The sequence below is a fragment of the Rhodococcus sp. 14C212 genome, assembly GCF_011058195.1.
GTDB classification, from domain to species: domain Bacteria; phylum Actinomycetota; class Actinomycetes; order Mycobacteriales; family Mycobacteriaceae; genus Rhodococcus; species Rhodococcus aetherivorans.
Window position 1 is genome coordinate 1 of sequence record NZ_JAALEH010000116.1, and the last position, 14,815, is coordinate 14,815.

At 71.8% G+C, this 14,815-nt stretch carries 14 protein-coding genes and 1 riboswitch; of the genes, 10 read left to right on the forward strand and 4 right to left on the reverse strand.

The window, feature by feature from the left end:
- Positions 1-106: 106 nt before the first annotated feature.
- A complete protein-coding gene (locus G6038_RS31985; RefSeq protein ID WP_165041686.1) occupies positions 107-2,839 on the reverse strand; it encodes a LuxR family transcriptional regulator in 2,733 nt (910 codons plus the stop codon).
- 238 nt (positions 2,840-3,077) lie between these two features.
- Between G6038_RS31985 and G6038_RS27620 the strand changes: the two genes are divergently transcribed.
- The 3 genes from G6038_RS27620 to G6038_RS27630 all read left to right on the forward strand — a co-directional run bounded on the left by G6038_RS27620 (position 3,078) and on the right by G6038_RS27630 (position 4,995).
- Positions 3,078-3,302 carry a hypothetical protein gene (locus tag G6038_RS27620; protein ID WP_165041688.1) on the forward strand — a complete coding sequence of 75 codons (225 nt, stop codon included), beginning with the start codon at positions 3,078-3,080 and terminating at the stop codon, positions 3,300-3,302.
- Between the two features lie 205 nt (positions 3,303-3,507).
- A complete protein-coding gene (locus G6038_RS27625; protein ID WP_165041689.1) occupies positions 3,508-4,485 on the forward strand; it encodes an LLM class F420-dependent oxidoreductase in 978 nt (325 codons plus the stop codon).
- Positions 4,486-4,659: 174 nt separating this feature from the next.
- The gene (locus tag G6038_RS27630; protein ID WP_165041691.1) at positions 4,660-4,995 is read left to right on the forward strand and encodes a hypothetical protein; all 336 of its coding nucleotides are present in this window, start codon (positions 4,660-4,662) and stop codon (positions 4,993-4,995) included.
- Positions 4,996-5,012: 17 nt separating this feature from the next.
- Here the strand turns inward: G6038_RS27630 and G6038_RS27635 are convergent, their stop codons facing one another.
- Positions 5,013-5,264: a hypothetical protein gene (locus tag G6038_RS27635; protein WP_165041693.1), complete on the reverse strand. Its 252-nt coding sequence runs from the start codon at positions 5,262-5,264 to the stop codon at positions 5,013-5,015.
- A gap of 1,190 nt (positions 5,265-6,454) precedes the next feature.
- On the opposite strand from G6038_RS27635, the gene G6038_RS27645 reads away from it, so the two are divergent.
- The 5 genes from G6038_RS27645 to G6038_RS27665 all read left to right on the forward strand — a co-directional run bounded on the left by G6038_RS27645 (position 6,455) and on the right by G6038_RS27665 (position 11,495).
- The gene (locus G6038_RS27645; protein ID WP_346772937.1) at positions 6,455-7,321 is read left to right on the forward strand and encodes an alpha/beta fold hydrolase; all 867 of its coding nucleotides are present in this window, start codon (positions 6,455-6,457) and stop codon (positions 7,319-7,321) included.
- 256 nt (positions 7,322-7,577) lie between these two features.
- Positions 7,578-7,697, forward strand: a riboswitch (cobalamin riboswitch).
- Between the two features lie 118 nt (positions 7,698-7,815).
- Entirely contained in the window at positions 7,816-8,838 is a 1,023-nt protein-coding gene (locus tag G6038_RS27650) for an ABC transporter substrate-binding protein (protein ID WP_165041697.1), read from the forward strand.
- Positions 8,835-9,950 carry an iron ABC transporter permease gene (locus G6038_RS27655; protein ID WP_165041699.1) on the forward strand — a complete coding sequence of 372 codons (1,116 nt, stop codon included), beginning with the start codon at positions 8,835-8,837 and terminating at the stop codon, positions 9,948-9,950. The genes G6038_RS27650 and G6038_RS27655 overlap by 4 nt, the downstream gene beginning before the upstream one ends.
- Complete coding sequence (locus G6038_RS27660; RefSeq protein ID WP_165041701.1) at positions 9,947-10,729, forward strand: ABC transporter ATP-binding protein; 783 nt, start codon at positions 9,947-9,949, stop codon at positions 10,727-10,729. The genes G6038_RS27655 and G6038_RS27660 overlap by 4 nt, the downstream gene beginning before the upstream one ends.
- Complete coding sequence (locus G6038_RS27665; protein WP_240918786.1) at positions 10,722-11,495, forward strand: (2Fe-2S)-binding protein; 774 nt, start codon at positions 10,722-10,724, stop codon at positions 11,493-11,495. The genes G6038_RS27660 and G6038_RS27665 overlap by 8 nt, the downstream gene beginning before the upstream one ends.
- A 4-nt stretch (positions 11,496-11,499) precedes the next feature.
- Here G6038_RS27665 and G6038_RS27670 read toward each other — a convergent pair whose 3' ends face one another.
- Together G6038_RS27670 and G6038_RS27675 are read right to left on the reverse strand one after the other, a co-directional pair.
- Positions 11,500-11,904, reverse strand: coding sequence for a DUF1304 domain-containing protein (locus G6038_RS27670; protein WP_165041705.1), 405 nt, complete (start codon positions 11,902-11,904; stop codon positions 11,500-11,502).
- On the reverse strand, positions 11,901-12,362 hold the full coding sequence (locus G6038_RS27675; RefSeq protein WP_165041707.1) for a hypothetical protein: 462 nt from the start codon (positions 12,360-12,362) through the stop codon (positions 11,901-11,903). The genes G6038_RS27670 and G6038_RS27675 overlap by 4 nt, the downstream gene beginning before the upstream one ends.
- Before the next feature lie 87 nt (positions 12,363-12,449).
- Here G6038_RS27675 and G6038_RS27680 point away from each other — a divergent pair, with 87 nt between their 5' ends.
- Positions 12,450-13,517, forward strand: coding sequence for a helix-turn-helix transcriptional regulator (locus tag G6038_RS27680; protein ID WP_165041709.1), 1,068 nt, complete (start codon positions 12,450-12,452; stop codon positions 13,515-13,517).
- Between the two features lie 34 nt (positions 13,518-13,551).
- A complete protein-coding gene (locus G6038_RS27685) occupies positions 13,552-14,814 on the forward strand; it encodes a serine hydrolase domain-containing protein (protein ID WP_165041711.1) in 1,263 nt (420 codons plus the stop codon).
- Position 14,815: the final 1 nt, after the last annotated feature.

The following is a 14,815-nucleotide window of genomic DNA, read 5'->3' on the forward strand; positions in this document are numbered from 1 at the left end:
TAAGAGACAGGCCCCCACCAACCAACTCGGCGATGACCGGTCCCCGAGTCGACCGGGTACGCCCCACCCACGAAACCGACCGCTCGACGACCGCCTCGTAGGGTGCTCAGGCGAGGACGTTGTCGCGCAGATAGTTCGCCAATTGGGTGCGGGACCGGATGCCGAGTTTCCGGTACAGCCGTCCCAGATGCATTTCGATGGTCTTGACGCTGAGGAAGAGTTGCTCGGCGATCTCCCGGTTGGTGCCGCCGCGGGCGGCGAGACGTGCCACCTGGAGCTCCTGCGGGGTCAGCCGGTGCCCCGCGGCAGCGGCGGGCACGTCGACCGGCCGGCCGACGGCGCCCAGTTCCGTCGCGGCCTGCGCGGCCCACGTGCGGGCCCCGATGTGCCGGAACGCGTCGAACGCCGCCTCCAGATGCTTGCGGGCGTCGCGCCGGCGCCCGGCGCGGCGCAACCGTTCGCCGTAGCACAGCGCGGTCCGGGCGGTGTCGAACGGGGACGGCGAGCGTGCGTGCAGTTGCAGGGCTTCGGTGAACCACGTGTCGTACTCCGCGTCGTCGCCGATCAGTGCCCGGCCGCGGCAGATCAGGGCCCCGAGAGCGTCGGGCAGCCCGAGTTCCGGGAGCAGCCGCAACTGTTCGCGAACCGCGTCCGGCACGTCGCGTCCTGTCCGGACGTACGCTTCGATCAGGTCGGCCGACGACGCCCGCGCGACGAGGACGCCGTCCGCGTAGCCGGACGGGCGCCGATTGGCCTCCTCCAGATGATCGACGGCACGGTCGGGCCGATTCAGGCTCAGTTCCAGCAGCCCGAGTCCGTCCAGGGCGTCGCGATGCATCTCGCCCAGGCGGGTCCTCTCGCGGATCCGCAACGAGTCGGCGGCGTGCACCCGGCAGGCTCCTTCGTCACCGAGTTGCGCCTCGAGTTCCGCCAGGCATCCGAGCGCCGCGCACAGCGCGAGCAGGTCGCCCGTACGGGTGGCGAGTTCGACGGCCTCGGTGGCCGCGCGACGACCGGAGTGCAGGCGTCCGAGGCGGCTGTCGGCCAGCGCCGTGACGTACAGCGCCAGGGGCAACTGCCCCCAGGCGCCCTCGGCCCGGAGCCGGTGCACCAGCGGGTCGAGCACTTGCCGCGGATCGCCGTCCTCCCCGTGCCAGGCCACCGCGCCCAGCTCCGCGAACAGGACCCATTCGACCTCGGCGTCGGCGCCCCACCGCGCGAGCGCCGCCGCATCCTGCAGCCAGCGCATCCCGTCGGAGGGGTTGCCGGACAACGACAGCGCGCTGCCGATGACGAGCGTGCCGAGGAGTGTCGTGTCGATGTCCCGGGGCGGCACCGATCGGATCGCCCGGCGGGCGAGCCGCAGCGCCCCCTCGGGCTCGCCGGCGACGAGCGCTCCCTCGGCCGCCATGGCCAACAGGTGGGCGCCTCGCGCCGGGTCTCGTCCACCGATGTCCGCGGCGCCCGTCTCCCACAGCCGGCGTGCGATACACGCTGCGCCGGTGTGGAGTTCGACCCGACCACGGACGCCGGCGCTGGCGGCCCGCAGGGCCGGATCGGTGGTGTGGCCGTCGGATCGGTCCAGCAGCCGCAGCGCGGTCGTGCTGCGGCCCGCGCGCCGGGCCGCGTCGGCCGCCGCGCACAGACGCCGGGCCGTGGCCGCCTCGTCCGCGGAGAACGCGGCAGCCTGTTCCATGACGGCCGCGGCGGCCGCGCACCCGCGCCGTTCCGACGTCAGCCGCGCGGACTGCTCCAGTTCCCGGGCGGTGCCCTCGTCCGGGGCGAGGGTGGCTTCGGTCAGGTGCCACGCACGTCGGTCCTGCTGCGCCGGATCGGTGAGCATCTCCGCCACTGCGCGGTGCAGCGACCGCCGCCGCGTCGGTGGGAGATCGGATACCGCGGCGCTGCGGATCAACGGATGCGGAAAGGACAGCCGGCCGCCCGCGAACGACGTCAACCCGGTGTCCTCGAGCGCTTCCAGTGCACTGCCGGCGATCCCCAGGTGTGCCAGGACGGCGGACACCACCGGCAACCCGTCGTCGGCCGCCACCGCCGCGACCTGGAGGGCGCGGCGCGTCGCGTCGTCGAGCGCGGCGATGCGCGTACCGAAGATGCGGGTCGCGGCGGACCCGGCGCGTACCGGGAGGCGCAGCGGACGGGTTCCGGTGAGTTCGTCGCACGAGAGAGTGCCGGCCAGCTCCAGCAGCGCCGACGGGTTGCCCCCCACCTGCGCCGCCGCCGCCACCACGTCGTCCGGTGGGCGCCGGCCCAGGAGGGCGGCCAGCAGCCGCCCGGCCGCCTCGTCGTCGAGGCCCCGCACCACCGACGTCTCGACGCCGGCCGGACCCTGCGGCTCGCGGGTGGCGACCAGTATCCCGATCCGCTCGGTGGTGAGCCGCCGAGCGGCGAAGGCGACGGCGTCGAGGGTCGGCCGGTCCAGCCACTGTGCATCGTCGATCACCACCAGCAGTGCCGCGCTGCGCGCCGCCGCTGTCAGAATCCGGAAGAATCCGGCGCAGACCGCGAATCGGTCCTCCGCCCCGAGGGTTTCGCGCGCGGTCGAGCCGCACAGCGCGCGCACCCTGGACATCGACGTCGTGGGCCCCGGCACCGGCGCCAGCAGGCGTTCGAGCGCCGCGAAGGGGAACGGGGACTCCGCCTCCGCGCCCGTCACCGACAGCACCCCGAACCCGGAGGCCTGCTCGCGGGCGTAGTCGAGGAGGGTGGTCTTGCCGATTCCCGCTTCTCCGCTCAGCACCACTGCGCCACCCGCTCCCTGCCGGATGGCGGCAAGCAGCCGATCGATGCGTGCGCATTCCGGTCCCCGCCCGAACAGCACAGCTTCACCGTAGCCCCCGGGCGGGGCCGGCACCCTCTCCTCAACCGAAATGGAAGCATCGGGTGCCGGCCTCGACCGAAACGAGACCCGTCGGTACGCGGCCACGCCCGGGTCGTCGCGATGCAGGGTTTTCCCCGTCGCCCGGCCGCGGGTTCGTCGGCGATGCTGATACACAGCCGATCCATTTCCGTGCCGTGGGCGCGCACCGGTCGCGGCACGCGACGCGAGGAGAAACACCATGAGCAGGAATACGTTTCGCGCGGCGGTAGCGGCGACCGCCATGGCCCCCATGATCGCCCTCGGCACCGGCGCCGCGACAGCGGCTCCCGCCATCCCCACCGCACCTGCCCCGATCGCGGAATCCGTCCAGCCGGCGGTCCTCGGTCCGCTCGGTGTCGTGTGCGTTCCGTTGCTCTTCGTTCCGGTCGTCGGAGTGCCGCTGTTCGTCGTCTGCCTCGTCTGACACCGGATCGACCCCTCGTTGCGGCGAGCCGGCCGGGCCGGACCGCCGCAACGAGACACCCGTACCCGCCGAGATGCGCGGCCGGCATCTCGGCGGACCCTCCCTACCGTGACGGTCGTGTACCGGCGCGACCGGTGGGTATCCCGAAGGACGGATCGCCGGCATCGGCAGGGTGCCCGACACGGACCACGGGAGGAAACGAACAGTGACCGACTTCGGCTACACCATGCTCTGCGAGCAGTCCAGGCCGGACCACCTCGTCCGCGACGTGCAGATGGCGGAGAAGGCCGGCTTCGATTTCTCGGTGATCAGCGACCACTACAACCCGTGGCTGGAGGAACAGGGGCATTCCGGCTACGCGTGGTCCGTCCTCGGTGCCGCGGCGCAGGCCACCGAGCGGATCCCGCTCATGACCTACGTGACCTGCCCGATCCTGCGCTACCACCCGGCGGTGGTGGCGCAGAAGGCGGCGACGATGCAGATCCTGTCCGGGGGCCGGTTCCGCCTCGGCCTGGGCGCGGGAGAGAACCTCAACGAGCACGTCGTCGGCAAGGGCTGGCCCGCGGTGGGCACCCGTCACGAGATGCTGGCCGAGGCCGTGGAGATCATTTCGGCGCTGTTCGACGGCGGGAACGTGAACTTCCGCGGCGACTACTTCGACGTCGAGTCCGCGCGCCTGTACGACCTGCCCGAGACCCGGGTGCCGATCGGGATCGCCGTGTCCGGTTCGCAGTCGTGCGCCCTCGCCGGGGAGAAGGCCGACCTGATGGTGGCCACCGAACCCGAGCCGGAGCTGACCCGGATGTTCGACGAGGCCGGGGGCGCGGGCAAACCGCGCGTCGGGCAGATCGCCGTCTCCTACGACACCGACCGCGACGCGGCGGTGCAGCGGGCCCACGAGCAGTTCCGATGGTTCGGTCTCGGCTGGAAGGTCAACCCGGACCTGCCCGCGCCGTCCTCGTTCGCGGCGGCCACCCGGTTCGTGACGCCCGAGCAGGTCGGGGCGCAACTGCCGTGCGGCGACGACATCGACGAGTACGTGGACAAGATCCGGCCGTTCGTCGACGCGGGATTCACCGAGGTCGCCCTCGTCCAGATCGGGGGTGACCGGCAGGGGCCGTTCATCCGGTGGGCCGAACAGGACCTGCTGCCGGCGTTGCGCAGCCTGTTGCCGGGCTCATGAAACGCAGCCTGTTGCGGGGCTCATGAAACGCAGCCTGTTGCCGGACTCGTGAAACGCCGCGCGCTCGCGGCGCGATGGTCTCGGTAGTAGTCAGTTTTCGCTGACGCCGCAGACCTCGGACCCGCGTGCTTCCGCGAGCGCATCCGACGGTCGCCGGCGTCGAAGGGTGCCGAGATGAACGTCGAACCCCGGATGGCCGGGTTGCGCCAATGGCGCACCGATCGCCTCGAGGATCTCGTGGCCCAGCTCGAACGCACGACCGATCCCGCGCTGCCCTGCTTCGCCCGCGACGTCGCGCGCACCGAGCTGGCACTGCGCCGGGAGGGCGGAACGGTGGACTGGGTCTGCCGTGTCAGGACACAGCCGAGGTCCGACGGTCGTTCCGCGCTGCTGACACTGGCGTTGCCCACGATGTTGTCGGAGCCGGAGGTGCGCGACGCGGCTCTGGTCCGCGCTCGCGAACTGTTCGGGTCCGACGTCGTCGTCGACAGCGTGCAGTTCGCCGACTGAGGGGTTCGCCGAGCCGGTCAGGGCCGGACGGCCGAGACCAGGCCGGAGACGGTGGCGACGGCACCGACCGCCACGAAGCCGGTCACCATGGTGGCGACGGCCCCCGCGGAGACGACCGTGCCGAGGACGGTGCCCACGCGGGGACGCAGGCCGGACGCCGTGCGGATCGGGGCCGGCTCCTCGAGGCGTACCGAGTGGGGCGCCGCCGGCACGGTCGCGGCCGGCAGAGCGAAGAGGGGATCGGGTCGGTGGGCGATGTTCTCGGACATTTCAGTGTCTCCCGTCCGTCGTTGACACCTTGTGCGTCCAGTGTCGCGGCGGCGGGTCTCCGGCAGATGGCCGCATTTTGAACTCTGGGTTTCGTGGAGTCGGCGGCGCCGGTCCCGGTCCGTGGCACCGCGGGCGAGGCAGCGGCGTGGCAGTAGGGTGACCCGCTCGCGTGTGCCGGCCTGCACGCGCCCGGATGCCGGTCACCGCCCCCTGCGCGGTGACCGGCCCCGCCGGTCCGCATCACCACCCGACGTTCCGGCGCGTTGCCCCTCCGTAGAGGGGCCGGTGGCGAGGCCCCGGTCGCACGAGGGCGCAGCCCGTTCGGCAGCCACCATCAATCGGAACGCACCGGGGATCGCCGCGGTTCCGGAGCCGAGGTCGCGAGCGGGGTGAAAGTGAGGGTGAAACCGGGGGAGGGCCGCGGACGATGGAACGGCGTTCCGGGTTGGGTTCACGGTCGTGAACGTCAAACCGGAAGAGTTCGCCCGCCGCGACGAGGTGGCCGCGGCCACGACAGATCCCCGGCGGCTACGACATCGACTGCTAGCGGACATGCCAACCTCCCTGTAGGCGGACACGTTTTCCCTGCTGACGGACAGCTGATCTCCCTGTCCGTGGCAATGGGACCGGCGGTGTGTCGGTCCTGAACCAGCGCACTCGGCCGCGCAGCTCGCCGGGGTGGATCCGAAAACCGTCCGACGCTACGTCGCCGCTCGGGACGCCGGCGTCGCGCTGGCCGGCTCGGCGCGGCGACCGCGGATCATCGACGAGTACCTCCCCAAGATCGAGGAGTGGGTCGAGCGCGGCAAGGGTCGGGTCCGCGCCGACATCGTGCACGACCGACTGGTCGAGCTCGGCTTCGACGGGACCGAACGCACCACCCGCCGCGCCGTGGCGCAGGCGAAAACGGGGTGGCGGGCCGGGCATCGGCGCACCTACCGGCCTGGGGGCACCTCTCCCACGCAGTGCCAGATGATCGATCGCTTCGACCGTCGTCGCCCCCATCCAGCCTCCGAATACTCTGGGAAAGGAGGGAGGGATCACCGTGCGATACGACGACTGGGGCGTCCGGTCGCAGCCGTGGGCGGGGTTGCGCAGCGTGTCGACGAGCGCATGCGGCGTGCCCCTGCACTATGTCCGAGCGGAGCCCGCGTCGACCGCGCCTCCCGACGCACCAGTTCACCTGCTGGTGCCCCCGATGACCGGTAGCGCGAGCATGTGGATCGATCTCGTTCCTCACCTGCGCCAGCTCGGGCCGGTGATTTCCGTCGACCTCCCGGGGACGATTGTCGGCCACACCGGTGATCCGTATCGGCATGGGCCACGCGCGGACCTGGACGCTCGCTTCGTGTCGGCCTTCGTTCGGCAGCTCCGCCTCGAGAGTCGGGTGGTGCTGCACGGCTGGTCGACAGGTGGCCTGGTGGCGGCGCTGGCCGCCACAATGATGCCCGAGAAGACTCGGGGAGTCGTCTTGGTGGCCCCGGCGCTGCCGTGGCGCCGGACGTCACCAGCCGAGGCGCTCGGGTGGCAGACGCTGGGACGCCTCGTAGTCGCAGCCGGCCCGCCAACGACACGCATGGTGTTGCGACTGGCGGGCCGGCGCATACTGGACGCCAAGCGAACCGCGATCAAAGATGCGGGCTCCATCTCAGGTGGCCGGACCGACCTCATCGGTGGAGACCCGGGCCGTGTCTCACGAGCGCAGGTAGACCTGTGGCTCGAGGGCCTCGAGGCGGCCCGCGAGCACCCGGAACGGCTCGCGGGCACGGCCACGGCGTTCGCGTCGATCGTCAAAGCCATGTTCATCACGCAGAGGCCGACCAACGAGGCACTCGACTCCGTGCGGGTGCCCGTACTTGTGCTGTGGGGACGGGACGATCACCTTGTCGACCCCGCGTCGCTCATGCAGCACGCCCGACGGCCGGGCTGGACACCCCGACCCATCGATGACGTGGGCCACCTGCTTCCCGTCGAGGCGCCCGACCTCTACGCGCAGGCAGTCTGCCAGTGGCTCGCCGACAGTCTCGAGATTCCCGGATTCGGACGTTCTACGTAGATGGGTGCCTTCCCGACTCCAGCAGAACGGCACCGCGGAGGCCAGTTCCTCGCCGCTCGGGGATCGGCTTACGGGATAGCGGCCGGGCTGAGGATTCCGACAGGTTCGTGAGAATCAGGCACTGACACGACGTTGAGAATCCGCAGGTCGGAAGCACCGAGAAGTAACACCGAGCAGTGGAACCCACAGTTGCCGTCCCGACGGACCCGCGCCCCGGTGGCCGACTCTGCGATGCGGGCCGGCCGCCGACATGCATAATGGCCGCAGCGTTGCTGACGCCCGTGCAGGGAAAGTCCGGTCCGAGTCCGGCGCTGACCCGCAACGGTAGGCCGTCCATCCGACGGTGAGCCCGATCGCCTGCACGGGGGTGCGCGACTCCGGTATTTCGTCGTGGTCTACGAGATGGAGTCCAGCAGGGTAGCCGGTGCCCGCTGTCCGGGGCCGCTGCCGTGCCGGAGTCTGCCTCGTGCCACCTGAGCAGAGCACGAGGTCCCATGCCCGTCGACTTCCGCCGTCCCGTGCGAGACGCCGCCGCGGTTCTCGCCGTCCTGACCGTCGCCACCGCGGCCCTGTCGGGTTGCTCGCGGGGCGCAGACACCGGCGTCACCCCGCCGGCCGCGGCCTTCGACGAACCGGTGTCGATCACCAACTGCGGACGCACCGCGACCTACGACGCGCCCCCGCAGCGGATCGTGTCGATGAACGACCACGTCACCGAGACCCTGATCCAGATGGGCGTGGGGGACCGCATCGTCGGTATGGGCTACGGCGAGAAGGACGACCCGCTGCCCGAGACGGCCGAGCAGTTCCGGGCGATTCCGTCGCTGGCTGCCGAGTACCCCACGTACGAGCAGATCCGCGACCTCGACCCGGATCTGGTCGTCGGCGGGATGCGCAGCGCATTCGACGACAAGACCGGACGCGGGCGGGACGCACTCGAGCAGGCGGGTATCCACACGTTCCTGTTCTCCGAGTACTGCGGTGCCGGCTTCTCCGATATCGCGTTGCTGGAGAACGACTTCGCCCAACTCGGCGCCCTCCTCGGTACCGAGGGGCAGGCCGCGGAACTGACCGAGTCGATCACCGCGGAACTCGACGCGGTACGCGCCCGGCTGGAGCAGGCCGCCGTCGCGCCGGTGCGCACCTTCTTCTACGACTCGGGCGAAGCCGAGCCGCTCTCGGTCGGCGGCGTGGGCATCGGCAACCTCATCGCCGAATACGCCGGCGCCGACAACATCACCGCCGAAGGCCCGAAACCGTACTTCACCACCGGCTGGGAGATCGTCGGCGAGCGCGCACCCGAGGCGATCGTCGTACTCGACTACGGCGCGACCAGCGCGCAGGACAAGATCGCCTATCTCAAGAGCCACCCGATCGTGGCCACCACGCCCGCCGTGCGCAACGATCGTTTCGTCGTCGTGCCGCTCGACGACTTCTTCGAGAGCTCGCGCATGGTCGACTCGGTCGCGACGATCGCCCGAGGGCTGCACCCGGCCGCGTTCACGGACACGGAATGACCCCCGCCGGGACCCTGGCCGACGCATCGGCACCGCACGTCGGCGCTGCTGCGTCGGCCGCGCGGGGGCGGGACGGGGGCGCGGCGCGTCGTTCGCTCGGGCTGATCCTGCCCCCGCTGCTCGCCGCGCTCATGCTGGCGCTGGCGGGCGCCGTGTCGCTGGGCACGGTGAACATCCCCTTCGGGGACGTGTGGGCGATCGTCGCGCACCGCCTCGCACCGGGCGTCTTCACCCCGTGGTGGAGCGCGGCGCGGGAAGCGATCGTCGTCGAATCACGCCTGCCCCGGGCGTTGACGGCCGCCGTCGTCGGGGCCGCGCTCGCGATCGCCGGGGTGGTGGCGCAGGCGGTGACCCGCAACCCGCTGGCCGACCCCTACCTGTTGGGCGTGTCCTCCGGTGCCGGGTTCGGGGTGGTGCTGGTGACGGTCCTGGGTGTCGGCGGCGGCGCACTCGGAGCCTTCACCCTGCCGTTCGCGGCCTTCCTCGGAGCCCTGTTTCCGCTTGCCGGCGCGATCGCGGTGAGTCTGCGCGCCCACGCCGTCACCGCGATCGTCCTCGTCGGCGTGGCGATGTCGATGGTGTTCTCCGCGGCGACCACCTTCACCCTGCTGGTCCTGGGTGACGACCGTCAGATCGGTACGGTGATGCGTTGGCTGGCAGGAGGATTCGGGGACGCGACGTGGTCGATGCTCGCCGTGCCGGCGCTGGTCCTGCTCACCGTCGGCGGCGGCGTCCTGCTGTGCGGCCGGCAGCTGAACCTGCTGCTCGTCGGCGACGACGGGGCGACCGCGCTGGGAATGGACGTGCGGCGGTTCCGCATCCTGATCCTGCTTGCGGTCTCGCTGCTCACCGCCGCGGCGGTGGCCGTCTCGGGGACCGTCGGATTCATCGGACTGCTGATCCCGCACATCGCCGGCCGTCTCGTCGGCCGCAACACCGTCCGGCTGCTACCCGTGGCGGCGGTGGCCGGGGCGCTCGCGCTGGTCCTGGCCGACGTCGTCGCCCGCTCGGTCAGCGGCTCGACCGAGCTGCCGGTGGGGGTCGTCACCGGTCTGCTCGGTGCGCCCGCCTTCCTCGTCATGCTGTGGCGCAGCTACGGGCGGGCACGATGACCCGCCTGCGCGCCACCGGGGTCCGCGCGCGGCTGGGCGACCGCACCGTACTCGACGGGGTGGACCTCGACGTGGTCCCGGGCCGGGTGCTCGCCCTCGTCGGGCCCAACGGCAGCGGCAAGACGACCCTGCTGCGCGCCTGTTACCGCGCGGTGCGGGTCGGGGCCGGCACGATCACCGTCGGCGACGAGGACGTCACGGACCTGAAGCGCCGCACCCTCGCGCGCCTCGTCGGGGTCGGCGTCCAGGAGCCGGTCTCGCTCGGTGGGACGACCGTGCGCGAATCGGTGCAGCTGGGGCGCACCGCCCGACGAGGGTGGCTCGAGCCCTTCGGTGACGACGACCGGACGGTGGTCGAGGAGGTGCTCGGCCGGCTCGGGCTGCTGCACCTCGCCGATCGCGATGTGCTTGCCCTGTCCGGTGGGGAACGCCAACGTGTTTCGATAGCCCGGGCCCTGGCCCAGCAACCCCGCGTGCTCCTGCTCGACGAGCCGACGAATCACCTGGACCTGCGCCACCAGCTGACCGTGCTGGAGTTGCTGCGCAGCCTCGCCGCGGACGGGCTCGCCGTGCTGGTGACGCTGCACGACCTGCGGCTGGCGACCGCGTACTGCGATCACATGGCGGTACTGGACCACGGGTCGGTGGTCGCTGCGGGAACCCCGGAAGACGTCCTGCACCCCGCCCTGCTGGCGGGGGTCTTCGGAGTTCGTGGCCGGGTGGCTGTGGACGGCGACGGACGACGCACGCTCGAGGTCCGGGGGCTGGCCGATGCCTGACCGGCACGCCGACGCCGCGGCGCGTGCCTACGCCGCGGCCCGGACCCTGCTCGGCGACTTCGCGCACACCGTCGACCTCGGGACCGCCGTCCTTCCGGGCACGGTGACGACCGATCCGCGGTGGCTGGCCGGACGGGTATCCGACACCGGCCGCAGGTGGGACTGCGGCGACCCTCGGGTCAACGGCACGCTCTGGTGGTACTCCGCCAGTTCGACGCTGGTGGCCGGACCCGTGGCGATGCTCCTGGCCACCGGCTACGCGCCCGATCCCGACCCGGCCCGGTTGCGCTGCGTGCTGCGGGAGGACGGCTACCTCGGCGCGGTGCGTTCCTCGCGCCTGCTGCCCGGGGCCGATGCGTTTGCGCGCGCTCTCGTGCCGGCGCTGTCGGCGATCATCGCGCCGCTCGCGCGGGTGTCGGGTGCGCCGGAGCGGGCGCTGTGGGCGGTCGCGTCCGACTCGATCGCCAACCGTGCCCTCGACGCCGGGCGTGCCGCCCGCCGCGTCGACGACGGGTGCACCCTCGCCGCCGCGCTGTCGATGCCGCCGCTGCTGCCACCGCGTTTCGTCGACGTCGATCCCACCGGCAGCGTCACGGCGGCAGCTCCCGGATCGCCGGAACCGGCGGACGGGCGACGCTTCCTGCGACGCAGCTCCTGCTGCCTGATCTACCGGGCGACCGACAGCGGCACGTGCACGAGCTGCCCGCGCCGGTCACCGGCTGACCGCGCCGCGGCGCTGCTCCGGTACGTCGCCGCACTGGAGTAGCGGCTCAGGCCGCCGCGAGCGCGATCAGCGCGATCGCCGGGGGCGTGCACTGCGCCGCGGCACCCCCGAGCCCGGCGCCGCGGGGCCGGCTCATGGCCAGGCGGTCCGAGACGAACAGGGCGATCCCGGCGAGCAGCATGAACGAACACGTGTAGAGCACGAGCGCGCGTCCGACCGTGTCCTCGCCGGCCCGCCACAGGGCCACCCCCATCAGCGCGCCGGTGCCGAGGAACAGGTTGTAGAAGCCGACGTTGAACGCCCACATCCGCACCGCCGCGACGTCGCCGGCAGGGATGCGGAACAGGTCTTCGTGGATCGACGGCCGCCGGAACAGCAGCGTCTCCCACACGAAGGCGAGCAGATGCACGGCCGCGGCGGCCAGCGCGGCGACCTGCGCGAGAACGATCACGACGCACCTGCCTCCGCTGCGAGCGCGACCCCGTACCGGTCGGCGACCTCTCGGAGAGCCAGACCCGTCTCGTGCGGTGGACGCTCGTGCCCGAGGGCGTCGACCGCGCCGAAGAAGCCGCCCATCGAGGTCCCGGCGGCGATCAGCAGGAAGGTCGCGGCGTCGGTCAGGACGGTGAAGGAGTTCACCGTTCCCGGCGCGAGGGTGATCGTGTCCCCGGCCGCGAGCTCGTGGCCGGTCGCTGCCGCACGGACCAGGATCCGGCCGCTCAGCACGTGATACGACTTGGTCCACGGTTCGGCGTGCAGCGGCGCCGGCTCGATGCGCGGGGCCTCGACGAGGAAGAGTTCGTAGGCTCCGCCGGCGTGTGCACCGGTGGACAGGACCGTGACGGTTGCGTCGGGCAGGGTGAGGCGACGGCCCTCGCCCATCCTGCAGAGTTCGATGTTGTCGGACATGCCTGTCACGTTAGGAACCGCCCGGCCGGTGGCCCATCCCCGAAAACGGGGATGGGTACTGGCCCGCCACCAGCGCATACTGGGTTCATGCTCGAGATCCGGGCGGAGAAGGTGGGCCGCGAGGTGGTGGCGCTCGCGGCTGCGGGCGCCGACGTGACGCAGGTGCACGAGCGCGCCATCGAACTCGTCGGCCGGACGGTGCGCAGCGACCTGACGTGCTGGGCGATGATCGATCCCCGGTCCCTGGCGATCGGTTCCATGACGAGCGGCCCCGACCGGATTCCGCCGGAGTACGAACCGCTGCTCGCCGAGAGCGAGTACCGCGGGCGGGATCCCGGCACCTTCGCCGAGTTGTTCCGCAACGGCCGCGGTGCGGCCCGGGGATCCGAGCTGCCCCCGGACGAGGTGGCCCACAGTCTTCGCCACGCCGGGGTGTGGCGTCCGCTCGGGTTGGACCACGAACTGCGGGTGATCTTCCGGATCGGCGGACTGTGCTGGGGCGCGGCCGGATTCGTTCGGTCCGGGACGGACTTCGTCGACTCGGAGGTCGAGTTCCTCACGCGGGTGGCGCCGGCGGTGGCGTCGGCGACCCGCGCCGCCGTGTGCGCCACCGCCGCCTCGGGCCGGGGCGACCCGGGTCCGGCCGTGGTCGTCACCGGGGCCGCGGGTGAGCCGCTCGCGCTGACGGCGGCCGCCCGCGACTGGCAGGACCGTTTCGACGAGATCGCGCCGGGACGGCTGGCCGTCATGGTGCGCGCCGCCGCGTTCGGGGCGCGTGCGAGCGGTTCGGGTGTGTTCCGAACGCGGATCCGCGACGCCACCGGCGGCTGGATTCTGGTGCGGGCCACCGCCCTGCTGGGCGGTGACGAACCGCAGACCGTGGTCACGATCGAGCATGCGACCGGCCTCGAGCTCGCCGAGTTGCTGCTCGCCGCGTACGCGCTGACCGCACGCGAACGGGACGTGTGCCTCGAGGCGATGGCCGGATACTCGACCGCCGAGATCGCCGACCGTCGCGGTATCACCGCGAACACCGTCCACGATCACCTCAAGGCGATCTACACGAAGACCGGAGTCCGCAGCAGGGCCGAACTCACCGCCCTCCTGCGCTCCGATCGGGACCTGCGCCGAACCGCAGCCGCCGGACCGGAGTGATCGCACCGGCCGAGCGCATCTGCCAAGATCAGGTATGCCCCCGAACCGGCGGATCCTGTCCGTGGTGTGCGCACTCGCCCTCCTGACCGCCTGCACGTCCACGGACGACGCGGCGCCCGGCCCGTCCGGATCCACCGACACCGCGGCCGCATCGGGGACCGCCTCGGCCGACCCCGCGCAGGCCGGGGCCGTGGACCGGATCGTGCGCGACACCATGGCGGAGACGCACCTGAAGGCGGCGGTCGTGCGCGTCACCGTCGACGGCAGGGAGATCCTCACCCGCGCCTACGGCGAATCCACCACCGGCGTGCCGGCGACGACCGACATGCACTTCCGCAACGGCGCCGTGGCCATCTCCTACGTCGCCACGCTGCTGCTGCAACTCGTCGACGAGGGGAAGGTCCGCCTCGACGACACGGTCTCGACGTGGCTGCCCGACATTCCGAATTCGGACCGGGTCACCCTCGGACAGCTCGCCCAGATGACCTCCGGCTACGCCGACTACGTGCAGAACTCCGAACTGTCGGATGCGATCTACCGGGACCCGTTCCGGAACTGGACGCCCGAGGAACTCATCGCCTACGGCACCTCCCAGCCCCTCTTCTACGAGCCCGGCACCAACTGGAACTACGCGCACACCAACTACGTGATCCTCGGCCTGGCGCTCGAGAAGATCACCGGCCGGCCGGTGGCGGACCTGCTGCAGGAGAGGGTGCTCGACCCGCTCGGGCTGGACGGCACGACGCCGTCGCAGACGCCGGCGATCCCGGAGCCGGTGCTGCATGCGTTCAGCTCGGAACGCCGGCAGGCGCTCGGGATCCCCGCCGCGACAGCCTTCTACGAGGAATCCACGTTCTGGGACCCGTCCTGGACCATCACCCGCGGCGCCGTCCAGACCACCGACATCCACGACCTGCACGACACCGCGGTTGCCGTCGGCACCGGCACGCTGCTCTCACCGGAGTCGTACCGGGCGATGGTGTCGACGGACCTGCGCGGCCGGACCACCGCCCTGCCCGGCTGCCCCACGTGCTTCCCGCAGTCCGAGGGCTACACCTACGGTCTGGGTGTGGTGGTCACCGGCAACTGGCTGATGCAGAATCCGTTGTTCGGTGGGTACGCCGCGGTCGAGGCATACCTGCCGTCGCAGAAGATCGCCGTCGCCGTTGCCGTCACCTTCGACCCGGCCGCGTTCGACGACACCGGCGCGTACCGGAACGAGGCCGACACGCTGTTCCGGCGGATCGGTGCGCACCTCGCCCCGGACGACGCACCCCCGGCGCGGCCCACCCGGTGAC